This window comes from Yinghuangia sp. YIM S09857, assembly GCF_051388915.1.
Lineage (GTDB): Bacteria > Actinomycetota > Actinomycetes > Streptomycetales > Streptomycetaceae > Yinghuangia.
In genome coordinates this window covers 56,484-79,991 of record NZ_JBPKBH010000014.1, presented here as the reverse complement: position 1 = coordinate 79,991, position 23,508 = coordinate 56,484, and the positions used below count along the sequence as shown (strand labels likewise).

Annotated in this window: 17 protein-coding genes and 1 pseudogene; 10 read left to right on the top strand and 8 right to left on the bottom strand. The window is 72.5% G+C overall.

Features of this window, described 5'->3' with window-relative positions; all coding sequences use genetic code 11:
- Nucleotides 1–771: 771 nt before the first annotated feature.
- The gene (locus ACRX5S_RS26905) at nt 772–1,782 is read right to left on the bottom strand and encodes a mechanosensitive ion channel family protein (protein WP_436775686.1); all 1,011 of its coding nucleotides are present in this window, start codon (nt 1,780–1,782) and stop codon (nt 772–774) included.
- Nucleotides 1,783–1,899: 117 nt separating this feature from the next.
- Entirely contained in the window at nt 1,900–4,041 is a 2,142-nt protein-coding gene (locus ACRX5S_RS26900) for a prolyl oligopeptidase family serine peptidase (protein WP_436775685.1), read from the bottom strand.
- Nucleotides 4,042–4,197: 156 nt separating this feature from the next.
- Here ACRX5S_RS26900 and ACRX5S_RS26895 point away from each other — a divergent pair.
- Both ACRX5S_RS26895 and malQ read left to right on the top strand, forming a co-directional pair.
- Nucleotides 4,198–4,701: pseudogene (locus tag ACRX5S_RS26895) on the top strand (HNH endonuclease); the annotation flags it as partial.
- 255 nt (nt 4,702–4,956) lie between these two features.
- Nucleotides 4,957–7,251, top strand: coding sequence for a 4-alpha-glucanotransferase (malQ, locus tag ACRX5S_RS26890; RefSeq protein ID WP_436775684.1), 2,295 nt, complete (start codon nt 4,957–4,959; stop codon nt 7,249–7,251).
- A gap of 111 nt (nt 7,252–7,362) precedes the next feature.
- Here the strand turns inward: malQ and ACRX5S_RS26885 are convergent, their stop codons facing one another.
- The 3 genes from ACRX5S_RS26885 to pepN (ACRX5S_RS26875) all read right to left on the bottom strand — a co-directional run bounded on the left by ACRX5S_RS26885 (nt 7,363) and on the right by pepN (ACRX5S_RS26875) (nt 12,882).
- Nucleotides 7,363–7,548, bottom strand: a complete 186-nt coding sequence (locus ACRX5S_RS26885) for a hypothetical protein (RefSeq protein WP_436775801.1) — start codon at nt 7,546–7,548, stop codon at nt 7,363–7,365.
- 181 nt (nt 7,549–7,729) lie between these two features.
- Nucleotides 7,730–10,288, bottom strand: coding sequence for an aminopeptidase N (gene pepN / locus ACRX5S_RS26880; RefSeq protein ID WP_436775683.1), 2,559 nt, complete (start codon nt 10,286–10,288; stop codon nt 7,730–7,732).
- Nucleotides 10,289–10,326: 38 nt separating this feature from the next.
- Nucleotides 10,327–12,882: an aminopeptidase N gene (pepN, locus tag ACRX5S_RS26875; RefSeq protein WP_436775682.1), complete on the bottom strand. Its 2,556-nt coding sequence runs from the start codon at nt 12,880–12,882 to the stop codon at nt 10,327–10,329.
- 229 nt (nt 12,883–13,111) lie between these two features.
- Here pepN (ACRX5S_RS26875) and ACRX5S_RS26870 point away from each other — a divergent pair, with 229 nt between their 5' ends.
- A complete protein-coding gene (locus tag ACRX5S_RS26870; protein ID WP_436775681.1) occupies nt 13,112–13,729 on the top strand; it encodes a mycothiol-dependent nitroreductase Rv2466c family protein in 618 nt (205 codons plus the stop codon).
- Nucleotides 13,730–13,895: 166 nt separating this feature from the next.
- Nucleotides 13,896–14,570: a hypothetical protein gene (locus ACRX5S_RS26865; protein WP_436775680.1), complete on the top strand. Its 675-nt coding sequence runs from the start codon at nt 13,896–13,898 to the stop codon at nt 14,568–14,570.
- A gap of 260 nt (nt 14,571–14,830) precedes the next feature.
- Here the strand turns inward: ACRX5S_RS26865 and ACRX5S_RS26860 are convergent, their stop codons facing one another.
- Nucleotides 14,831–15,460, bottom strand: a complete 630-nt coding sequence (locus tag ACRX5S_RS26860; protein WP_358349461.1) for a superoxide dismutase — start codon at nt 15,458–15,460, stop codon at nt 14,831–14,833.
- A 153-nt stretch (nt 15,461–15,613) separates the two neighbouring features.
- Here ACRX5S_RS26860 and ACRX5S_RS26855 point away from each other — a divergent pair, with 153 nt between their 5' ends.
- The 6 genes from ACRX5S_RS26855 (at nt 15,614) to ACRX5S_RS26830 (ending at nt 21,734) form a co-directional block, all read left to right on the top strand.
- Entirely contained in the window at nt 15,614–17,059 is a 1,446-nt protein-coding gene (locus ACRX5S_RS26855; protein ID WP_436775679.1) for an aldehyde dehydrogenase family protein, read from the top strand.
- A gap of 214 nt (nt 17,060–17,273) precedes the next feature.
- On the top strand, nt 17,274–17,870 hold the full coding sequence (locus ACRX5S_RS26850; RefSeq protein ID WP_436775678.1) for a biotin transporter BioY: 597 nt from the start codon (nt 17,274–17,276) through the stop codon (nt 17,868–17,870).
- A gap of 173 nt (nt 17,871–18,043) precedes the next feature.
- Nucleotides 18,044–18,631, top strand: coding sequence for a hypothetical protein (locus tag ACRX5S_RS26845; RefSeq protein ID WP_436775677.1), 588 nt, complete (start codon nt 18,044–18,046; stop codon nt 18,629–18,631).
- 71 nt (nt 18,632–18,702) lie between these two features.
- Entirely contained in the window at nt 18,703–19,170 is a 468-nt protein-coding gene (locus ACRX5S_RS26840; RefSeq protein ID WP_436775676.1) for a ribose-5-phosphate isomerase, read from the top strand.
- 375 nt (nt 19,171–19,545) lie between these two features.
- Complete coding sequence (locus ACRX5S_RS26835) at nt 19,546–20,448, top strand: Fpg/Nei family DNA glycosylase (protein WP_436775675.1); 903 nt, start codon at nt 19,546–19,548, stop codon at nt 20,446–20,448.
- A 224-nt stretch (nt 20,449–20,672) separates the two neighbouring features.
- Nucleotides 20,673–21,734: a PP2C family protein-serine/threonine phosphatase gene (locus ACRX5S_RS26830; RefSeq protein ID WP_436775674.1), complete on the top strand. Its 1,062-nt coding sequence runs from the start codon at nt 20,673–20,675 to the stop codon at nt 21,732–21,734.
- Between the two features lie 57 nt (nt 21,735–21,791).
- Here ACRX5S_RS26830 and ACRX5S_RS26825 read toward each other — a convergent pair whose 3' ends face one another.
- Nucleotides 21,792–22,280, bottom strand: coding sequence for a glutathione peroxidase (locus ACRX5S_RS26825; RefSeq protein ID WP_436775673.1), 489 nt, complete (start codon nt 22,278–22,280; stop codon nt 21,792–21,794).
- Nucleotides 22,281–22,431: 151 nt separating this feature from the next.
- Nucleotides 22,432–23,343: an NAD-dependent epimerase/dehydratase family protein gene (locus ACRX5S_RS26820; RefSeq protein ID WP_436775672.1), complete on the bottom strand. Its 912-nt coding sequence runs from the start codon at nt 23,341–23,343 to the stop codon at nt 22,432–22,434.
- Nucleotides 23,344–23,508 lie beyond the last annotated feature (165 nt).

Sequence of the window (23,508 nt, the reverse complement as noted above, 5' to 3'; positions counted from 1 at the left end):
AACGCGAGATCGGAGACCGAACGGCGGGGGCAGGCGGTGTTGCGTCCACACCACGCACCCATCGATTCGCGGGAGAGGTCTTTGGTGAGGCTGCGCGGCGTCCGGCGGAGCCGCGGTCGGTGCGAGGCGGTGGGGGTGGTTGGGCGGTGTTCGAGCTGGGGGTGCAGGGGTCGCCGTGAGCGGGCCGTGCTGCGCGGCGTCCGGCGGAGCCGCGGTCGGTGCGAGGCGGTGGGGGTGGTTGGGCGGTGTTCGAGCTGGGGGTGCAGGGGTCGCCGTGAGCGGGCCGTGCTGCGCGGCGTCCGGCGGAGCCGCGGTCGGTGCGAGGCGGTGGGGGTGGTTGGGCGGTGTTCGAGCTGGGGGTGCAGGGGTCGCCGTGAGCGGGCCGTGCTGCGCGGCGTCCGGCGGAGCCGCGGTCGGTGCGAGGCGGTGGGGGTGGTTGGGCGGTGTTCGAGCTGGGGGTGCAGGGGTCGCCGTGAGCGGGCCGCGCTGCGCGGCGTCCGGCGGAGCCGCGGTCGGTGCGAGGCGGTGGGGGTGTTGGGCTGTGTTCGAGTCGGGGGAGCAGCGGCCGCCGCGAGCGGACGGCCGTGCGGAACCTCCCACACTCGCGCCGCGCGGCGGCGTGGTCGGCGACCGGGCAGTGGGCGTCACGGCGCGGTTGGCGGCGGCTGTTGCGATCCGAAGCGGAGTGACCGATTCCCACCACACGGTGGCGTCTGCTTCCCCGGGAGTCCGCCTTGTAGCGCCTGTGGACTGTCCTTCGCGGTGGGGCGGTCAGGGGGTTGTCGGCGTTGGGGGCGGGGGCGGCGGCGGAGCGGGGTCCGCGGGGGGAGTGGGTGGGGCGGGGTCGGTGGCGGGGATGGCGGTCACCACGGGTTCGGAGAGGCGGACGCCGGCTTGGTCGAAGGTGCGCTTCAGGCGGGCGCGCAGTTCTCGGGCCACCGGGAGTTCCTGGCCGGGCATGGTCTTGACCTGGACCTGGAGGACCACGGACTCCGGGGTGACCGACTCCATGCCGATGACCTCGCCGGGACCCCAGACGGTCTCGCTCCACTTCTCGTCGTCGGCGAGTTGCTCGGTGGCGGTGACGATGAGGTCGCGGACCTTGTCGACGTCCTCGCGGTAGCCGACCTGGACGTCGATCTTGGCGGTGCCCCAGCCCTGGCTGTGGTTGCCGACGCGCTTGATCTCGCCGTTGCGGACGTACCAGACGGTGCCGTCGACGTCCCGCAGCTTGGTGATCCGCAGGCCGACCTCGATGACCGTCCCGGAGGCCGGGCCCGCGTCGACGAGGTCGCCGACGCCGTACTGGTCCTCAAGGATCATGAACATGCCGGACAGGAAGTCGGTGACGAGGTTGCGCGCGCCGAAGCCGATGGCGACGCCGGCGATTCCGGCGCTGGCGAGCAGCGGGGCGAGGTTGACATTGAGCTCGCTCAGCACCAGCAGGGTCGCGATGCCGAGGATCACGAACGAGGCCATGCTGCGCATGACCGAGCCGACCGTTTCCGCGCGCTGCCGGCGGCGTTCCGCGTTGAGCAGGAACCCGGTGACCGGGCGGCCGCTGCCGTTCGCGCCGTCGTTGGCCATGCGCGCGATGAGCTGCGTGATCATCTTGCGGGTGATGGCCCGCACGATGAGCGCCACGATGACGATGACCAGGATGCGGATCGGCGTCACCACGAGCGTTTCGCCGTGCCGGTCGAACCAGCTCGACACCTTGCCGTCCTGTTGTTCGTCGTCGGCGGCGGCGAGCAACACGGCCGGGAGTCCCGGTGCGAACACGTGCGGACCTCTCTGGTGCTGGTCTGGTGCTGGGCTGGAGTTCACTTGGTCGGACGGCGCGGGCCGGCCCTGCGGAGGGCCTCCACCACGGTAACGGCACGCCGGTCGGCGCCCGCTTCACGGTCCGGGCGCGCCCCCGCCTCCGGCGGTACGCCCGGACAGGCCGGTCCACCGGGCGAGGAAGGCCAGGGTGTCCGCCGACAGGTCGACCGCGCGGGAGACCGACCGTTCCGCGTGGCCCACGTCGGATTCCGCGCGCAACAGCACCGGCCGGCTCCCCGCGCCCAGGGTCTGGAGTGCCGCGCACATCTTGCGCGCGTGCAGCGGGTCGACGCGCGTGTCGCCCTCGAAGACCGTGAAGAGCACGGCCGGGTACTCCACGCCCTCGGTGACGTGGTGGTACGGCGAGTACCCCAGCAGCCAGTCCAGTTCCTCGGGCACCTCGACCGTTCCGTACTCGTCGGTCCACAGGCGGCCGAGGCCGGACAGCTCGTAGCGCGCCATGTCGAGCAGCGGGGCCGAGCAGACCACCGCCGCGTACAGCTCCGGCCGTTGGGTGAGCGCCGCGCCGACCAGCAGGCCGCCGTTGGAGCCGCCGGAGATGCCGAGGCCGCCGGGGGCCGCCCAGCCGCGGGCGAGGAGGTGTTCGGCGGCGGCGTGGAAGTCGTCGAAGACGCGCTGTTTGTGCTCGCGCATGCCCGCGCGGTGCCAGTCCTCGCCCTCCTCGCTTCCGCCGCGCAGGCAGGCGATCGCGTACACGCCGCCGGACTCGACCCAGCTCAGGACGCCCGCCGAGTAGCCCGGGGTCATCGGGATCGCGAAGCCGCCGTAGCCGTAGAGGACGGTCGGGCGCGGCACGTCGGGGTCCGGTGTGGGGGAGACGACGAACATGCGCACGGTCGTGCCGTCCTTGGACGGGTACTCCTCGACGCTCACGTGCACCTCGGGCACCTCGACGGCGCCCGGCGCGGTCGCCCACACCGAGACCTCGCCGGTCCGCGCGTCGTAGCGGCGCACCGACGACGGCGTGCGGTAGTCCGACCAGCCGAACCACGCCTCGCAGCCGCCCTCCGGCCGTTCGACGAGTGCGCCGATCGAGCCGAGCGCGGGTCCGGAGCCGTCCGCGGCCGGGGGTACGGGCCCGAGCCGGGCGCCGGTGCGCAGGTCGTGCCGGGTCAGCTCGCCGACCGCGTGCCGGGTCCACGCGGCCAGCAGCACCGGGGCGTCGCCCAATTCGGGGCCGTCGAGGATCGCGTAGTCCTCCAGGACCGCGTCCGGGTCCTCGGGCACGAGCGTGGTCCACGACTCCGGGCCGGGGTCGGCGGTGGCCGGGTCGGTGACGCAGATCCGCCCGCGCGGGGCGCCATGGTCGGTGAAGAGGTAGAGGCGCCCGTCACGCCCGGGGTGCGCGCCGGTCCGCGCGTCGACGCCGACCTGCACGGGCCGCAGTATGGGCGCCTCCGGCGGTCCCGCGGTCAGGTCGGCGATCCATACGTCGTTGCGCGGCGCGGTGCCCTCGGAGGCGCTGACGACCAGGTGGCGGCCGTCGTGGGACACCGTGACGCGGAAGAACGAGGTCTTGTCGCGGTCCGCGCCGAACACCTCGGTGTCGGTGTCCGGGTCGGTGCCCAGCCGGTGCAGGTAGACGCGGCGGTGGTACTGCCGCTCGTCCTCGGGCACCTGTTCGGGCGGGAGGTTGCGTTGCAGGTAGATGGCCCGGCCGCCGGGCAGCCAGGCGAGCGGTGATTCACGCGTACGGGTGACCGGCCCGTCGACGGTCGCGCCGGTGGCGACGTCCAGCACGTACGTCTCGGACTCCTCGGTGCCGCCGTGGGACACGCGGTAGGCGAGGAGGTCCCCTTCGAGAGAGGGCCGCCAGTCGTCCAGGGTCGTCGTGCCGGTCGGGTCGAGGGCCACGGGGTCGATCAGCACCCGTTCGGCCCCGTCCGGGCCGACCGTCACCAGGACCGCGTGCTCCTGCGCGGGGAGGCGCCTGCGGAAGAAGCAGCGGTCGCCGCGCCACACCGGCGCTCCGACGGTCCCGGTGGCGAGGAGGGCGGCGACCCGGTCGCGAAAACGGTCCCTTTCGGGCAGTTCCGCGGCCGCTGTGGCGAAAATCTCGGCCTGGGCCCGGGACCACGCCCGGGTGGCCTCCGAAGAAGGGTCCTCAAGCGGCCGAAAAGGGTCCGCGACAGGGCGTCCGGCAAGGACATCGACGGTGTCGGACCGGGGGGCGGCGGGATAGTCCGGACACATCATGCCGGGATCCTAGACCCGCCTCGCGGGACCCACCCACAGGTGAACGGCGTGTGGCCTTGGGGATTCCTTGTAGCGCGAGGGGTAGGCGGGCAGCGACACTGGGAGCCGATCGTCCCGGCGCGAGCCACGTGCCGCAGGCGTAAAAGGAGGCATTACGTGCCGCATTCACTGGTCCTCAACGCGTCGTACGAGCCCTTGTGCGTGGTCTCCGTACGGCGGGCACTCATTCTCGTGCTCAACAACAAGGCCACCTGCCTGGAGGAATCCGGCAGCATTCTGCACAGCGCCACCACAGAGATTCCGGTACCGAGCGTTATTCGATTGACACGATTTGTCCGAATTCCCTTTCGGGGCCAGGTGCCGCTCACCCGTCGCGCGCTCTTCGCGCGGGACGGTGGTCGTTGCGTGTACTGCGGGGGCGCCGCGACCAGCGTCGACCACGTCATTCCGCGTAGTCGGGGCGGACAGCACACCTGGGAGAACGTGGTCTCGGCGTGCCGCCGTTGCAACCACGTCAAGAGCGACCGCTACATCGCGGAGCTGGGCTGGCGGATGCACCGCAAGCCGGCGCAGCCGAGCGGACTGGCCTGGCGCATCATCGGGACCGGGTTCCGCGACCCGCGCTGGGAGCCGTACCTGGCGCCCTACGGGGCGGAGGAGTACGGGTTCGGCCGCACCGACCACCAGCACCAGCATCAGCATTTCGACCATAGTGCCCGCAAGGGGCATTACGACCAGTACGACCAATACGACCAAGCCGCAAGCGCATAACGGCGGCGGGCCCTGCCGGACGAGGCAGAAGGTCCGCCGCCGTCGCCGTCTCCGAAGGGGTGCTCCGCCGACGGGAGCGCCCCTTCGGGCGACGCGCGCGCGGAACAGCCCCGTCAAAGGCCCCTCAGGTGCGATGCTCGCTGAATGGAGCGCACGAGCACGGAGGACAAGGCCGCGGTCGGGGCCGTCACCGGTGACCTGGCCCGACTGGCCGGGGCGTACGGTGTCGCGACCGAGCACCACGGCTGGCGCGGCGACGTCGTCCACGCCGACGAGGCCACGGTCCGCGCGGTCCTCGCCGCCCTCGGCGTCGACGCCGAGACCCCCGAAGCCGTGCGCGCCGCGCTCGCGGAACACGAGCTGACCCGTCGTCAACGCCTGCTTCCCCCCGTCATCGTGACCCGCTCCGGCCGCGCGGAGACGTTCTCGGTGCACACCGACCCGGGCGCCCGGCTCGAACTGTGGATCGAACAAGAGGACGGCGGCGTCCGCCGCGACCTCGCCGAGCGCTCCCGCCACCTGCCGCCCGCGGCGGACGGCCAGGCGGTCCAGGAGCGGGCGTACGCCCTCCCGGTCGACCTGCCCCTCGGCTGGCACACCCTGCACGCCCGCGTCCTCTCCACCGCCGACACCCCGCAGGGCTCCGGCGGCGTCCCCGGCGCCCGCACCGACGAACGACACGCCACCGCACCCGTCGCCGTCACCCCCGCCCGGCTGGCCCCGCCCCCGGGCCGCTCCTGGGGCTTCATGGTCCAGCTCTACTCGCTGCTCTCCCGCCGCTCGTGGGGCATCGGCGACCTGGTCGACCTCGCCGACCTGGCCGGGTGGTCGGCCCGCCGGCACGGCGCTGGCTTCGTCCTCGTCAACCCGCTGCACGCCGCGTCGCCGGTGGCGCCGGTCGAGCCGTCGCCGTACCTCCCGGTCAGCCGCCGCTTCACCGACCCGATGTACGTGCGCGTCGAGGCGGTGCCGGAGTACGCGTACCTCAGCCCCGTCGAACACGCGGTCGCCGAGGAACTGCGGCTGCGCACGGGGGACTTGGAGAACGCCGCCACCGACACGGCCACGGGCACCACCACCGCCACCGCTCCCGGGGACGGCGGCGCGGCCGACATCGCCGACACCGGGGCGCGTGGGTCCGGTGAGCGCCTGGACCGCGACCGGGTGCGCACCGCGAAGCGCGAGGCCCTGGCGATGGTGCACCGCGTGCCGCGCAGCCCCGGGCGCGAGGCCGCTTACCGGGCCTTCCTCGCCGCCGAGGGCCGCTGGCTCGACGACCACGCGACGTGGTGCGCGCTGGTCGAGGAGTACGGCCCGAACTGGCACGACTGGCCCGCGGAACTCCACGACCCCGACGGGCCAGGCGTCCGCGCGGCCCGCCGCCGCCTTTCCGCCGCCGTCGACTTCCACCGCTGGTGCCAGTGGATCGCCGACGAGCAGCTGGCCGACGCCCAGCGCACCGCCCGCGACGCCGGCATGCCGCTCGGCGTCGTCCACGACCTCGCGGTCGGCGTGCACCCCGACGGGTCCGACGCGTGGATCCTCGGCTCGGCACGAGGCGGCGAGGTGCTGGCGCTCGGCGCGTCCGGCGGCGCGCCCCCGGACGCCATGAACGCCTTCGGCCAGGACTGGAGCCAGCCGCCGTGGCACCCCGTGCGGCTCGCCGAGGCGGGGTACGCCCCCTACCGCGAGCTGTTGCGCGCCGTCTTCCGCAACGCCGGCGCGGTCCGCGTCGACCACATCCTCGGCCTGTTCCGCTTCTGGTGGATCCCGCGCGGCAACCGCCCCGACCGCGGCGCGTACGTCCGCTACGACCACGAGGCGATGGTCGGCATCCTGGCCCTGGAGGCCCACCGCGCCGGTGCCGTGGTGGTCGGCGAGGACCTGGGCACCGTCGAGCCGTGGGTGCGCGACTACCTGCGCGAGCGGGGGATCCTGGGCACCTCGGTCCTGTGGTTCGAGCAGAACGAAGCGGGCCCGATGCCGCCCGAGGAGTGGCGCGCGCTGTCCCTCGCGACCGTGACCACGCACGACCTGCCGCCGACCGCGGCCCGGCTCGGCGGCGAACACGTGGACCTGTGGGCGGAGTTGGGGCTGCTGGCCACCGACGCCGACACCGCCCGCGCGGACGCGGACCGGGACCGCGACGCCTGGCTCGACCTGCTGCGCTCGCGCGGGCTGCTGCGGCCCGGGGCGGGGGAACGGGAGACGGTCGAGGCGCTGCACCGCCTGCTCGTGCGGGCCCCCTGCCGGATGCTCGGCGTCTGGCTGCCGGACGCGGTGGGGGACCGCCGCCCGCAGAACCTCCCGGGGACGTCACGGGAGTACCCGAACTGGCTGCTGCCGGTCGCCGATTCGGCGGGCCGGAAGGTGCTGCTGGAGGACCTCACCGCGAGCGCGCGGGCGTCCTCGCTCGCGAGAGTGCTGCGCGGCCTGTGAGCAACAGGCTTGCGCAGCACTCCGGAACGACAACGGGGGAACTTACCGGTTCTTGTTGCCGCTGCGCACCGCTTGGCGTCCTGGGTGGGACCACCCGGACGACGGGGGAACCTACTGGTTCTTGTTGCCGCCCTTGCGCATGATGTCGGGCAGCGACACCAGGAACGCGATCACCGCGAAGAGCAGGATCGGCAGCCCGACGAAGTAGCCGAGCGTCTCGCCGATGCTCAGACCGGAGCCCGGGTCGTCGCCGTCGTCCCGCGTCAGGGCGAACGCCGGGGACGAGATGAGCAGCATGAGCGTAACGCCGGCCGCGACCGTGCCGGCACGCAGTGCATTCCTGTTGACCACGGTCCTACCGTACTCGTCGGCGACTCGGCCCGCCCCACCGGGGGAGCCGCGAGGGTGACGTGCGCCCGCGTTCCGCGCGACCCGGAGGGGCCGCGCGGAACGGGGGCGGACGCCGCGGCACCCGCCGCTACGCCGAGGCGCGGTCCTTCTCCTGCGCGCGCAGGGCCCGCGCGACGCCGTCGCGGCTCTCGACCACGAGCCGCCGCAGCGCGGGCACCCGCTCCGCCGCGTCGAGCCACGCGTCCGTGCGGTCGAGGGTGTCCTGCGAGACCTGGACGGACGGGTAGAAGCCCATCACGATCATCTGCGCGATCTCGTTGGTCCGCTGCTCCCAGATCCCGGCGATCGCGTCGAAGTAGCGGTCGGTGTACGCCGCGAGCAGGTCGCGCTGGTCCGGCTGCACGAACCCGCCGATGACAGCGCCCTGCGTGGCGTTCGGCAGCGCGTCGGACTCCACGACCGACGCCCACGCCTCGTCCTTCGCCTCCCGCGTCGGTCGCGCCGCCAGGCAGGCCGCCGCGTGTCGCGCCCCCGCCGCCGTGTCGTCGCGGGTGCGCTCCGCCTCGATCGCGTCGGCGTCCGCCGCGCCGACCGCGACCAGGCGCTGGAGCAGCGACCAGCGCAGGTCGGTGTCGACCGCGAGGCCGTCCACCGTCTCGGTGCCGTCGAGCAGGCCCTTGAGCAGCGCGATCTGGTCGTCGGTGACCGCGACCGCGGCCAGGCAGCGGGCCCAGGCCAGTTGGTGGTCGCTGCCGGGCGCCGACGAGCGCAGGTGGCCGAGCGCCGCCTCGGCGAGCCGTGCGAGGCCGGTGGGGCGCCACGCCGGGTCGGCGTACAGCTCCAATGCGCTGATCACCTGGCGGTGCAGCGAGCCGACGATGTTGATGTCCTTCTCCTGCCCGATACCGGACAGCACCAGGGTCAGGTAGTCGCGCGTCGCCATCTCCGCGTCGCGCGTCATGTCCCACGCAGCCGCCCAGCACAGCGCGCGCGGCAGCGGGTCGGCGAACTCGCCGATGGCCGAGGTCACGACGGCCAGCGAGTGCTCGTCCAGGCGGATCTTGCAGTACGTCAGGTCGTCGTCGTTGAGCAGCACGACGTCGGGGCGGGCCCGGCCGACGAGTTCGGCGACCTCGGTGCGCGGCCCGGAGACGTCCAGCTCGACGCGCTGCGAGCGGACCAGGCCCTCGGACGTGCGGTTGTAGAAGCCGATCGCCATGCGGTGCGTGCGGATCGTCGGCCACGCCTCCGGGGCCTCCTGGAGCACCGCGAAGGACGTGATCGTGCCGGACTCGTCGACGGCGATCTCCGGGCGCACGGTGTTGATGCCCGCGGTCCGGAGCCATTCGGCCGACCACGCGGACAGGTCGCGGCCCGAGGTCTCCTCCAGCGCGGTCAGCAGGTCCGCGAGGGTCGTGTTGCCCCATGCGTGCCGCTTGAAGTACGTGCGCACGCCGGCCATGAACTGGTCGCTGCCGACGTACGCGACCAACTGCTTGAGGACCGAGGCGCCCTTGGCGTAGGTGATGCCGTCGAAGTTGACCTCGACGTCCTCCAGGTCGCGGATGTCCGCGAAGATCGGGTGCGTGGACGGGAGTTGGTCCTGGCGGTAGGCCCACGTCTTCATGCGGTTGCCGAACGTCGCCCACGCGTGCTTCCAGCGTGTCACCTCCGCCTGGCAGCGGATCGACGCGTAGGTGGCGAACGACTCGTTGAGCCACAGGTCGTCCCACCACTGCATGGTGACGAGGTCGCCGAACCACATGTGCGCGAGCTCGTGGAGGATCGTCTCCGCGCGCACCTCGTACGACGCGTCGGTCACCTTGGACCGGAAGACGTAGTCCTCCAGGATCGTCACGCAGCCCGCGTTCTCCATCGCGCCCGCGTTGTACTCGGGCACGAAGAGCTGGTCGTACTTCGCGAACGGGTAGGGGAAGTCGAACTGTTCGAGGAAGTAGTCGAAGCCCTGCTTGGTGACGTCGAAGATGTTGTCGGCGTCCAGGAACTCGGCGAGCGACGCGCGGCAGAACACCCCGAGCGGCACGACCGTGCCGTCCGCGGCGGTGTAGGAGTCGTGCACCGCGTGGTAGTGCCCGGCGACCAGGGCCGTGATGTACGTGGAGATCCGCGGCGTCGGCGCGAACCGCCACACCGCCGCCCCGTTGCCCTCCAGTGCCGGGATCGGGTCGGGCGTCGGCGAGTTGCTGACGACCTGCCAGTCCTCCGGTGCCGAGATGCTGAACGCGAACGACGCCTTCAGGTCCGGCTGTTCGAAGTTGGCGAACACGCGGCGCGCGTCGGCGACCTCGAACTGCGTGTAGAGGTACGTCTTCCCGTCCACCGGGTCCACGAACCGGTGCAGCCCCTCGCCGGTGTTCATGTACGCGCACGAGGCGACGACGTGCAGTTCGTTCTCCGCGGCCAGTCCGTCCAGCCGGATCCGGCTGTCCGCGAACACCTTCGCCGGGTCGAGCGCGGTGCCGTTGAGGCTGACCGACTCGACCGAGGGCGCGACCAGGTCGACGAACGTCGAGGCGCCCGGCTCGGCGCAGGAGAACCGCACGGTCGTCTCGGACGGGAACGTCGGCCCGGTGCCGGTCAGGTCGAGCGCGATGTCGTAGCTGTCGACGGTGAGGATCCGGGCCCGCTCGCGGGCCTCTTCACGGGTGAGGTTGGTACCGGGCACGCCGGTCGTCTCCTTTGCGGTCGGTGGATCGGTTCGGGTCAGGCGGAGCGCCCGGCGGACGCGTCCCGGGCCCGGGCCCGCAGCGCCCGGGCGGCGTCGTCGCGCCGCTCCATGACCAGGCGGCGCAGCGCGGGGGCGCGTCGGTCGTCGGCGAGCCAGTCGTCGGTACGCCGCAGCAGCTCCGGTGAGACGTCCCACATCGGGTAGAGCCCGACCACGATGCGGCGGGCGATCTCGATGGAGCGGTCCGCCCACACGCGGTCGAGGGCGGCGAAGTACGGCTCGGTGTACGGCGCGAGGTGCGCGGGCGCGGAGGTGCGGTTGAAGCCGCGGATGACGGCGTCGACCATGGCGTTCGGCAGCTCGTCCGACTCCACGACCGAGCGCCACGCCTCGGCGTTGGCCTCGGGCGAGTCGACGGCGGCGCGGCAGGCCGCGGCGTGCTGGCGTCCGGCCGCGGTGTCGTCCCCGGCCAGCACCACGTCGATGTCGGCCGCCCCGGCGACGCCCTCGACGGCGAGCGTCTCGGTGATGAGCCAGGTCAGCTCCTTGTCGACGACGAGGCCGCGCACCTCGTCCTCGCCGGCCACCAGGGCGCGCAGGAACTCCAGGCCCTCCCGCCCGGTCGCGGTGCGCCCGAAGCAGCGCGCCCACGCGAGCTGGTGGTCGCCGCCCGGCTCGGCCGCGCGCAGTTCGCGCAGCGCCCCGGCGGCCAGCCGGGCCCGGCCCTCCGCGCGCCACGCGGGGTCGGCGTAGTGCTCCAGCGCCGATTCGGCCTGCTCCAACACCATCTGCACGACCGCGATGCGCGACTCGGCCGACGCGTGGCGCAGCACCAGGTCCACGAACTCCCGGGCGGGCAGCTCGGCGTCGCGCGTGAGGTTCCACATCGCCGACCAGACCAGCGCGCGGGCCAGCGCGTCGTCCAGGTCCGAGAGGCGGGCCAGCGCGGTCGCGGCCGACACGTCGTCGAAGGCGATCTTGCAGTACGTGAGGTCGTCGTCGTTGAGCAGGATCAGCGCGGACCGCGGGTGCCCGACCAGCTCCGGGACCTCGGTGCGCGGGCCGGTCACGTCGACCTCGACGCGCCGCACGCGCGCCAGGCGCCCCGAACCGTCGTCGTCGAAGCAGCCGATCGCGATACGGTGCGGGCGCGGCGGCTCGCCCTCCTGGAGCACCGCGAACGAGGTGACCGTGCCGGACGCGTCGGTCTCGACCTCGGGCACAAGCCGGTTCATGCCGGTGGTCTCCAGCCAGGCTTTGGACCACGTCGACAGGTCGCGCCCGCTGGACGCCTCCAGGGCCGAGAGCAGGTCCTCCAGGCCGGTGTTGCCGTACGCGTGCCGCGCGAAGTACTGCCGCGAGCCCGCGTAGAAGGCGTCCTTGCCGACGTACGCGACGAGCTGCTTGAGGACGGACGCGCCCTTGGCGTACGTGATGCCGTCGAAGTTCAGCATCGCGTCTTCCAGGTCGCGGATGTCGGCGACGATCGGGTGCGTGGTGGGGAGTTGGTCCTGCCGGTAGGCCCAGGCCTTGCGGCGGATCGCGAAGGACACCCACGAGTCCTCGTACTCGGTGGCCTCGGCGACGGCCGCGGTGCCCATGTAGTCGGCGAAAGACTCCTTGAGCCACAGGTCGTCCCACCAGGTCATGGTGACCAGGTCCCCGAACCACATGTGGGCCATCTCGTGCAGCACGGTGTTGGCGCGCCCCTCGTACGCCGCCTCGGTCACCTTGGAGCGGAAGACGTACTCGTCGCGGAAAGTGACGCAGCCGGGGTTCTCCATCGCGCCGATGTTGTACTCCGGCACGAACACCTGGTCGTACTTGCCGAACGGGTACGGCAGCGCGAAGCGGTCAGCCCGGTGGAAGAACGCGAACCCGGCCTTGGTCTGGCCGAGCAGCCGCTCCGCGTCGAGGTGTTCGGCGAGCGAGGCGCGGCACAGCAGGCCCAGCGGGATGGTCGTGCCGTCGCCCTCGTAGACGTCGCGCACGACGTGGTACGTGCCCGCCGCGAGCGCGGTGATGTACGTCGAGATGCGCTCGGTCGGTGCGAACCGCCACCGCGCCACCCCGTCGCGGACCGGCTCGCGCGACGCCTCGGCGGCGTTCGACACGACGGTCCACTCCTCGGGGGCCACCACGGTGAAGGTGAACGACGCCTTCAGGTCCGGCTGTTCGAAGTCGGCGTAGAGCCGCCGCGCGTCCGCGGGCTCGAAGTGCGTGTACGTGTAGACGCCGCCGTCCACCGGGTCCTCGAACCGGTGCAGCCCCTGCCCGGTCCGGCTGTACGCGCACGTCGCCACGACCCGCAGCTCGTTCTCCGCCGCCAGCCCGTCGAGCGCGACACGCGAGCCGTCGAAGACCGCCGCCGGGTCGAGCGCGCGCCCGTTCAGCGTCACCTCGTGCACCTCGGGGGCCAGCAGGTCGGCGAACGTCGCGGCGCCCGGCTCGGCGCAGGTGAACCGGATCACCGTCTCGGACCGGAACGTGGTCGGCCCGGTCGTCAGGTCGAGGGCGATGTCGTACGCCTCGACGCCGATCAGCCGGGCCCGCTCGCGGGCCTCGTCGCGCGTCAGGTTCCTACCGGGCACGGGTCACGCTCCCTCTGTCTCCGCCTGTCGCGGCGGTGCCTGCGCTGCCGCGGCCGCCGGCGATGTTTGCGCCGTCGGCCCGGAACGGTGCCGTCCTGCTCCTGTGCGTCCTGATCCTTTCACGGCGGTGCGGATCGGCGGCGCCGTTGCGGAATGGCGCGTGCGGAGGCTGGGTTGCAGGCTTGGGGGCGTGTAGCACCCACCACCCGTGAAGCGGAAGGATCGGATCTTGACGACCGAGCAGCGCGACCAAGCGCATTTCTGGTTCGACCCGCTGTGCCCGTGGGCCTGGATGACCTCGCGCTGGATCCTGGAGGTCGAGAAGGTGCGTCCGGTGGACGTCACCTGGCACGTGATGAGCCTGTCGGTGCTCAACGAGAACCGGGACGACATTCCCGAGCAGTACAAGGAGATGCTGGAGCGCGGCTGGGGCCCGGTGCGCGTGTGCATCGCGGCCGAGCAGAAGCACGGCAACGAGGCGCTGCTCCCGCTCTACACCGCACTGGGCAACCGGCGGCACCCGGGGGGCCGGGAGTTCGACCGCGCGATGATCGAGGAGGCGCTTGAGGAGGCCGGCCTTCCCAAGGACCTCGCGGACGCCGTGGACTCCACCGACTACGACGAGGCCCTGCGCGCGTCGCACAAGCAGGGGATCACCCTGGTGGGCGAGGACGTCGGTACGCCGGTCGTGTCCGTCAACGGTGTCGCCTTCTTCGGCCCGGTCGTGACGCCCGCCCCCAAGGGCGAGGCGGCGGGGCGGCTGTGGGACGGCTGCCTGCTGGTGGCGAGCACGCCGGGCTTCTACGAGCTCAAGCGCACCCGTACAGAGGGTCCGATCTTCGACTGAGCGGGCCGAGCAGGCGCTGGGGCCGAGGGGGCCGCGTGGCGGAATCGTCCGCCCGCGGCCTCCTGCGTACGCCCGCATGTGCGTGCGATGCTCGACGCGGCGACACCGTGAAGCACGCATGCGCACGCATACCACAGAACGTGACATAGGCCAATAAACTAGACAGATGACCGCGCCTGAACGCTCCAGACCCCTGGTACGCACGGCCCGCCGCGGCCGACCGGACCCGCGTACGCCCAACGGCAACGCGCCCTTCGGATCGCGCCGTCCCGGAGTCCGCGACCGGGTGTTCTCCGCGGCCCTGCGCCCCACCGCCGTCGTCTGGCGCGTCGTCGGCCTGCGGCACAGCGCCGCCGCCGTGCGGCACTACTACGGGCGCACCGGCGCCGACTTCGCGGTGGACCCCGAGGGGCCGCTTGCCACCGCACCGTTTCGCCGCGTCGCCGATCGGCACCTGGAGGAATGGCGCGAACTCGCCGTCGCGCGCTGGCGGGAGAGCGCGGGCACCGAGCGCGAGTTCGACGTGACGACGAACTGGCACGGCGTGCGGATCGGACGCGGCGACGACCTGGACTGGTGGCTCGCACTGCGCGGGCTGCAATACCGCATCACCGGCCGGTTGGACATCGCGGGGGAGTCCGCGGAGGGGCCGGACGCGGCGCCGGACGTGCGCGTGGTCTACGAGGTCGAGGTCTACAAGGACTGGGGCTTCGACAAGGGCGAGGACGAGTACGGCCTGTCCTTCACTCCGCTGGCACGCCTGCATGAGGCCGGACTTGCCCGCGAGTACGCCGTCGTCGGCCGCAGCCGCCCGCTCGTGTGGACCGCGCCGGCTGCCTGAACGCAGCTGCGCGGTCCGACAGGCCTTCGAGCGCTGCCTGTTCAGGCGCCGCCTCCTCGGGCACGGCGTCTTCACGCACGGCCTGGGACACGGCCTAGGGTTGTGCGCAGCGAAACGACCCCGCGCGATTGGCGCGCGCGGGGTCGTTTCCGGCCTTACTGAAGCTGACGCTGGGAAGACGATCAGTTCGAAAGGCCCCGGAGGTCACGTCCCTCCGGAATCTGCGGTGCGGCCCGGCAGTTGCTCGGGCGGGCAGTTGCTCAGACGAGCGCGCCGGCCGCCTTCGCCTTGCCGAAACGGGCGGCGACGTCCTGCCAGTTCACGATCTTCCACATGGCGTCGACGAAGTCCGGCTTGACGTTCTTGTACTGAAGGTAGAACGCGTGCTCCCACGCGTCGAACACGAGCAGCGGCACGGCGCCCTGGCCGATGTTGCCCTGGTGGTCGTACACCTGCTCGACGATCAGGCGCTGTCCCAGCGGCTCCCACGCCAGCACGCCCCAGCCCGAACCCTGCGTCGTCGCCGTGGCCTTGGTGAGCTGGTTCTTGAACTTGTCGAACCCACCCAGGTGCTCCTCGATGGCCTCGCGCAGCTCGCCCTCGGCGCCGTCCTTGCCGGGCTCGCCGCCGCCGTCGCCGGACATGTTCGTCCAGTAGATCGAGTGCAGCACGTGGCCGGCGAGGTGGAACGCGAGCGTGCGCTCCAGGCCGACGATGCCGCCGAGCTGGTCCTTGTCCCGCGCCTCGGCGAGCTGCTCCAGCGTGTCGTTCGCGCCCTTGACGTACGCGGCGTGGTGCTTGTCGTGGTGCAGCTCGATGATCTGGCCGCTGATGACGGGCTCCAGCGCCGCGTAGTCGTACGGGAGCTCGGGCAAGGTGTAGGTCATCAGTTCCTCCGAGACGTTTTCAATTGCAAGTTACTTGCAATTGAAGATCCTACGCAAGAAACCTATTCCCGCCCCCGAGGGGTGACCTCGCGGCGCGCCGGACGTAGCGTTCCGGGAGACGTAGGCAATGGAGCCAGCGGAGAAGGGTTGCCGGGCATGACACAGCAGGCGGAGACCACGGGAGCCGCGACGCCCGCACAGGCGGCGGTCACGGTGCACGACACCATCCACATCGGCGGCGCCTGGGTGCCGTCGACCGGCGCCGGCGTCATCGAGGTGGTCGACCCGGTCACCGAGGCCGTGCACGCGACCGTCCCGGACGGCACCGCCGAGGACGTGGACCGCGCGGTCGCCGCGGCCCGCCGCGCCTTCCCCGCGTGGGCGGCGACCCCGCCCGCCGAGCGCGCCGCGCACCTGGCCAAGGTCCGCGACCTGCTGGCCGAGCGCACCGCCGAGATGGCCGAGGCGGTGTCGCGCGACATCGGGGCGCCCGGCCCGCTCGCGCAGCGCGTGCACGTCGGCCTGCCCATCGGCGTGCTGGGCACATACGTGCGCCTCGCCGAGGAGTTCGTGTGGGAGGAGCGCATCGGCAACTCGCTGGTGGTCCGCGAACCGGTCGGCGTGGTCGGCGCCATCACGCCGTGGAACTTCCCGCTGCACCAGATCACCAACAAGCTCGGCCCCGCGCTCGCGGCGGGCTGCACGGTGGTGCTCAAGCCCAGCGAGGTCGCGCCGTCGGCGGCGTACGTCTTCATGGAGATCTTCGACGCGGCCGGGATCCCGGCGGGCGTGGTCAACCTGGTCTCCGGCAGCGGCCCGGTGGTCGGCGAGGCGATCGCCTCGCACCCGGGGGTCGACATGGTGTCGTTCACCGGCTCGACCCGGGCCGGTACGCGCGTCGCCGCGCTCGCCGCGCCGACCGTCAAGCGCGTGGCCCTGGAACTGGGCGGCAAGTCGGCGAACGTGATCCTGCCGGGGGCGGACCTGGAGGCCGCGGTCAAGGCCGGGGTGAACGGCGCCTACCTCAACTCCGGCCAGGCCTGCAACGCGCTCACCCGCATGCTGGTGCACCGCGACGACCACGACCGCGCGGTGGAGCTGGCGGCGGCGGCCGCGGGCGCGCTCGACGGCAAGCTGGGGCCGCTGGTGTCGTCCGTGCAGTTCGAGCGCGTGCAGGGGTACATCGAGCGCGGCATCGACGAGGGCGCGGTGCTCGCGACCGGCGGGCCGGGGCGCCCTGAGGGCGTGGACGCGGGCTACTTCGTGCGCCCGACGGTCTTCGCGAACGTGTCCAACGACATGGCGATCGCGCGCGAGGAGATCTTCGGACCGGTGCTGTCGATCCTGCCGTACGACGACGAGGCCGACGCGGAGCGCATCGCCAACGACACCTCGTACGGCCTCGGCGGCGCGGTGTGGGCCGGGACGCAGGAGGAGGGCCTGGCCTTCGCCCGCAGGATCCGCACCGGCCAGGTGGACGTCAACGGGGGCGCCTTCAACCCCCTTGCCCCGTTCGGCGGTTACAAGCAGTCGGGGAACGGCCGCGAGCTCGGACGGTACGGGCTGGAGGAGTACTTGGAGGTCAAGTCGATCCAGCTCTGAGGACGCGTGTGAGGCCGGGCGGCGCGGGAGGCGGCGCCCGGCCTCGCCATGTGCGGGGCACCGCGCGGCGTCGGGTGCCGCGCCCGGGACGGCGTTGAGAGCGGTGCCCGACAACGAACCGATCCGTACGTTGTCGGGCACCGGCATGAACGGTCGTTAACGGGTTCGGTACGTTCGCCTGGTCCCGCAACTGAATCTTGAGTGTGGAGTCCTCGTGAGCACTGCCCTGCCCGGCACCTCCCTGCCGGTACTCGCCGACCTCGTCCCCGCCCGGGCCTTCCGCGGCGCGACCGTGCGCGACGCCGCCCTCGTCGTCGGCGCCGCCGGTTTCGTCGGCCTCGCCGCCCAGCTCTCGGTGCCCGTCCCCGGCTCGCCCGTCCCGGTCACCGGCCAGACCTTCGCCGTCCTCCTCGCCGGGACCGCACTCGGCGCCTGGCGCGGCATGGCCGCGATGGCGCTCTACCTCGCGGCCGGTGCGGCCGGGATGCCGTGGTTCGCGGAGGGCACCTCCGGAACCGGCATGCCGACGTTCGGGTACGTCGTCGGCTTCGTCCTCGCCGCCGCCCTCGCGGGCGCGCTGGCCCGGCGCGGCGCCGACCGCGGACCGCTGGGCACCGCGGCGGTCATGCTGCTCGGCAACGCGGTGATCTACGCGGTGGGGCTGTCGTACCTGGCCCACGACCTCGGCATCAGCCTGACGCAGGCGTACGAGATCGGCATGGAGAAGTACCTGCTCGGCGACGGCCTCAAGATCGCCCTCGCGATGGGGCTGCTGCCCGCCGCGTGGAAGCTGGCCGACCGCCGGAGCTGACCGGCGCGCACAGCCGCGCATCCGGAACACCGCGGCACCCGGGGCCCTTTCGCCGTACGGCGGAAGGGCCCTTCCGCGTTTCGGCCCCCGGGTGGCGGCGTCCGGCGAACGGGCCGGCGCAATACGCCGCGGAGTCTTCCGGGGGCGGGAGGCCACGGCCTACGATCCGCGCCATGAACACCGGGATTGCACGGCGCGCTGTCTGGGCCGGCACCATCGCGGCCTTCCTTCTCGTTGCCGGATTCGGCAACCAATGGTTGTGGGAAGAGATCTTCGAACACCGGGACGCCGGCCCGAACTCCGGCTGGCAGATCCTCGACTGGCTCGCCACACCGCTCTGGATCGTGGACACCGGCGGCATCTTCGAGGGCATCGACGACGACCGCGTCATCGGCGGACTGCTGGGCGCCGTCGGCCTCATCGTCACGGTCGGCCTGGTCATCGGGGCGGCGGCCCGCCGCGACGGGTTCCCGGCCTTCCTCACCGGCTGGTTCTCGCTGGTCGCGGGCGGCGCCGTCTACACGTTCGTGAACTACCTTGTCTCCGGCGGCGGTCCGGGCACCACGTCGTTTGCGGGGGACGGTGACGACCGCACACTCGCGGGCACGCTCTCCATGCTCGCGTACGGCGGCGGATACGGGCTGCTTGCGGGCTGGTTCGTCGGCCTGGCCTGCGTGTTCGCCACCGCGGGCGGCTCGCTCGGGTACGGGTCGTCCTTCCCGTCGGTCCAGCCCCCGCCGCCGAGCGACCGCCGTTACTGAGTCGCACCGGTCCGGGCGGCCGGGCGGACCCGCGGTGTGAGATTCGGCCGACGGCCTGAGAGACTGCCCCCATGCGCGTTTACCTCGGCTCCGACCACGCCGGCTACGACCTCAAGAAGCACCTCATCGACTGGCTGAACGCCAACGGCCACGAAGCCGTCGACGTCGGCCCGGCCGTGCAGGCGGAGGCGTACGACTACCCCGTCTTCTGCCTGCGCGCCGGTGAGGCCGTCGCCAAGGACCCCGGCTCGCTCGGCGTCGTCATCGGCGGCTCCGGCAACGGCGAGCAGATCGCCGCCAACAAGGTCAAGGGCATCCGCGCCGCGCTCGTGTGGCGCGAGGACATCGCCGCCCTCGCGCGCGAGCACAACAACGCCAACGTCATCAGCCTGGGCGCGCGCATGCACACCGCCGACGAGGCGACGAAGTTCGTCCAGGTCTTCCTGGACACCCCCTTCTCCGACGCCCCGCGCCACATCAAGCGCATCGACCAGATGAGCGCGTACGAGACGACCGGCGAGCTGCCCCCGCTCCCGTAGCGCGTGGGGCGGCCCGGTTGCCCGCTGCCGGGGCTTGGGCGCGGCCCTGGGCAAGGTCCGGTGACCACGTCCCACGGCCGCCGGCCCACAGCACCCGGTGGCCCGTGCGCGAGTGCCGCAGGCGGGCCCGGGTTCCTCCTCCGACTCGCAAAGCTGATCGCCGCATTCGGCCCGGCAGGTGGTGCCCCGGCACCGTCGCCGGGCCGTCGGCTTCGGAGGTGACATTGGGGCCCGCCTGCTTCCCGGGCTCACCCACGCCACGCCTCCGCCGGCCCTCGGCCACGGCCTCGACCGCCCGTCCGACGTGTCGGTGCGGTCGGTTACTTTGGGGGCGGTTGAGCCGCTGACCGCCGTCCGCCTCCGGAAGGGGAGTACGTGCCCGAGGGTCACACGATCCACCGTCTTGCCGCGGAACACATCCAGCGCTTCGCGGGGCGCGAGGTCGCGCTTTCCAGTCCCCAGGGGCGGTTCGCCGATGCGGCGGCCCTGCTGGACGGGGCCGAGATGGTCGGTGCCGAGGCCCACGGCAAGCACCTCTTCCTGGAGTTCCCCGGCGAGCGCTGGATCCATGTGCATCTCGGCATAGCAGGCGTGTTCCGCTTCGGCGAGTTCCCCGCGGGCGGGGAGCCGGGGCCGGTGGTCGGCGTCGTACGCCTGCGCATGGTCGGCGACGACGGGTGGGCCGACCTGCGCGGCCCCAACACCTGCGAGATCGTCACCCTCGCGCAGAAGAACGCCCTGCACGCCCGCCTCGGCCCCGACCCGCTGCGCGCCGACGCCGACCCCGACGAGGCCTGGCAGCGCATCTCGCGCAGCGGCAAGTCGATCGCCGAACTGCTCATGGACCAGCGGGTGTTGGCCGGTGTGGGCAACGTCTACCGCGCGGAGGCGCTGTTCCGCGCCCGGCTGGACCCGCACCGCGAAGGCCGCCTCGTCAAGCGGCGCGTGTGGGACGCGATCTGGGCGGATCTGGTCGACCTCATGGCCGAGGGCGTACGCCTCAACCGCATCGACACCGTGCGCCCCGAGCACACCCCCGAGGCGATGGGCCGCGAACCGCGCAAGGACGACCACGGCGGCGAGGTGTACGTCTACCGCCGCACCGGCATGCCCTGCCACGTGTGCACCTCCAAGGTCCGCATCGAGGAACTGGCCGGACGGAACCTCTTCTGGTGCCCCAAGTGCCAGCCCAAGGCGCGCCGCCGGGCCGCGGCGCGAGTGGCCTCGCCCGGAAGCACCGAGGCGCCGCGTTCGGCCGCGACCGCGCGACGGCGCTGACCTCGGCCCGGCGGAGTCCACGGCCAGGAGCCGCCGACCACCGGACGCCACAGGCAATCCGGAGACATGTCGATATCTCCTCGGATTTTCTCCGGGTACGTCCGGATGTGCCGGGGCAGCCCCGCCGACACTCCGTCGACGTGGCGCGAAGTGCTGGGTAGGGTCGCGCAATGGCGGAGACGAGGGAGTCGCGGGCCCGGCGATTCGCCCGTCGGGGAAGGAAGTTGGCATTCTGGGTCCGGCACACGCTGCTGCCCTCCGACCGGTTCTTTCTGGTCGCGCTGCTCGCTCTGGTGACCGTGTGCGGCCTGCTTCCGTCGGTCGACGACGCGTGGTTTCCGGTGACCACCCTCGTGGTCCCGCTCTTCGTCGGCGGCCTGGTCCTGCGCATGGCGAGCCTGCTCCTGCTGTACGCCGCGACGGCGGGCGTCCTCGTCGCCCTCGAACGGGTGCACGGCACCGACCTGGTGCGGCCCGGCGCCGTCGTGGTTGTGGCGCTGGTCGCGTTCATGGTCGTCTTCGTCGCCCGCAAGCGGACCCGGCTCGGGCTCCAGGGCACCCGCGGCGAGACGATGCTCTTCGACCTGCGCGACCGCCTGCGCGCACACGGCCTGGTGCCCGAACTCCCGCCGCAGTGGCACACCGACGTGATCCTGCGCCCGGCCGGAGGCCAGGCGTTCTCCGGCGACTTCGTGGTGGCGACGCGCGGCAGGCGCGGCGGCCGCACGCTGGAGATCGCGCTCGTCGACGTATCCGGCAAGGGGCTCGACGCGGGCACCCGGGCGCTGCTGCTGTCCGGCGCCTTCGGCGGTCTCATCGGCTCGCTGGCCCCGCGCGGGTTCCTGCCGGCCGCCAACGACTACCTGCTGCGCCAGGGCTGGGACGAGGGCTTCGCGACCGCCGTGCACGTTGCCATCGACCTGGAGACGGGGGAGTACGAGCTGCTCTCGGCCGGCCACCCGCCCGGCGCGCACTGGGTCGCCGCGTCCGGTGTCTGGGAGGTGCGGGAGGCGGAGGGGCCGCTGCTGGGCGTCATCCCCGGATCGACGTACGAGGGCGTCAGCGGCGTGCTCGGGCCGGGTGACGCGCTGCTGCTGTTCACCGACGGCATGGTCGAGGTGCCCGGACAGGACATCAGCGTCGGCATCGACCGCCTGCTCGGCGAGGCGGACAAGCTGGTCGCCGACGACTTCGCGGACGGCGCGCGGCGCATCGCCGACTCGGCCGGCGGCAACGTGGCCGACGACCGGGCCGTGGTGCTGATCCGCCGCCACGGCAACCTCTGACCCCGCACACGACGGTGTCCCCCTCGGCGCGGCCGAGGGGGACACCGTTCCGCGTCGTCAGGCGAGGCGGCTCTCGATGGCCGCGACCAGGGCCGGGTCGTGCGGGTCGGTGGTGGGGCGGAAGCGGCCCACGACCGAGCCGTCCGCGGCGACGAGGAACTTCTCGAAGTTCCACTGCACGTCGCCGGCCGCGCCCTCGGCGTCGGCGGTCTGCGTCAGCTCGGCGTACAGCGGGTGCCGTCCGTCGCCGTTGACCTCGATCTTCTCGGTCAGCGGGAAGGAGACGCCGTAGGTCGTCGAGCAGAACTCCTGGATCTCCTCGGCGGATCCGGGCTCCTGCCCCATGAACTGGTTGCAGGGCACGCCCACGACGGTGAAGCCCCGCCCCGCGTACTCCTTCTGCAACTCCTCAAGGCCGGTGTACTGCGGGGTCAGACCGCACTTGGACGCCACGTTGACGACCAGCGCGGTCTTGCCGCCGGTCAGGTCGCCGAGGGTGCCGGTGGTGCCGTCGAGGCGGGCGATGGACGTGTCGAGCAGGCTCACAGCCGCTCTCCCTTCCTTGTTTCCCCGGGTTTCCCGGGTTTCGCCGATTTCTGCCGAGTTCTGCTGGGTTGCGTTGGGTTCTGCCGGGTTCGCTGGTCACGCCGGGTCGGTCAGGTCCGCGCCCCGGTCCGGGGCGGACGCGCGCCGCCGGTCAGCCGGCCGCGCCCCACGCCTCGACCGTACGCCGGAACCCCTCGCGCCACGGAACCGCACACGGCCCGGTGAGCGAGATCCGCTTGGCGGTGTCCTGGATCTGCCCGCGCAGCGAGCCCGGCTGTTCGACCACCTGCACCTCGGCGGGCCTGCCGGTCAGCTCGCCGAAGTACGCCGACCACTCCTGCACGCTGACCGGCTCGTCGCCGCCCCAGTTGACGATCGTCGCGGGCGTGGACGCGGCGGCGAGCAGCGCCTCGGTCTGGCCGTTGATGTCCTCCTGGTGGATCGGGCTGTACATGCACGGGTCCCAGCGGGTGACCACCGGGCGGCCTTCCAGGATCGCGGTCAGGTGGTGTGTCGGCAGGCCGCCGTTGGGGCCGTACGACGCGTTCATGCGCGCGATGGTCACCGGCAGGCCGAACGCGCGGGAGCAGAAGCGGGCCACCGCCTCCTCGGCGGTCTTCGACACGGAGTACGTCGGGGCGTGCATGACGTTGGCGTCGCCCAGCGCGGCGGTCTCCGCGTACACGTGCATGGGGTCCTCGTGGGGGCGCAGCACCGAGGCCGTGGACATCACCAGCGCGGCCTTGGCCTTGCGGCAGTGCTGCAACAGCAGGCCGGTGCCCTCCGCGTTGACCCGCAGAGCCTCGTCGTAGTCCAGACCCGGGGCCTGGAAGGTCGCGAGGTGCAGGACATAGGTGAAGTCCTGCGGGAGCTCGCTGTAGTCCGCGGCTCCGAGGTCGACGGCGCGCGTCGTGACGCCGAGGGCGTCCACCTTCGCGCGGTCGTCCGGGTTGGAGAAACGGGCGATGCCCCACACCTCGTTGTCCTTGGCCAGGTGCTCGGTGAGCGGGAACGCGATCTGCCCCGCCGGGCCGGTGATCAGGATCTTTTCGCCGGACAACATCGAGTGGCCTCCTTCGGGACGTGACGCTTCGTCATATCCGAGTTCGGCCACCGAAACCAGGAGGACGGCGGCGTGACGCTCGACGCACCGGCCCGCACCGGCCCGCGCCGGCCGGCGTCGCTCCGTCGAACGCGGCGGTCCCCGCCCGTCGAAGCCAAAGACTAA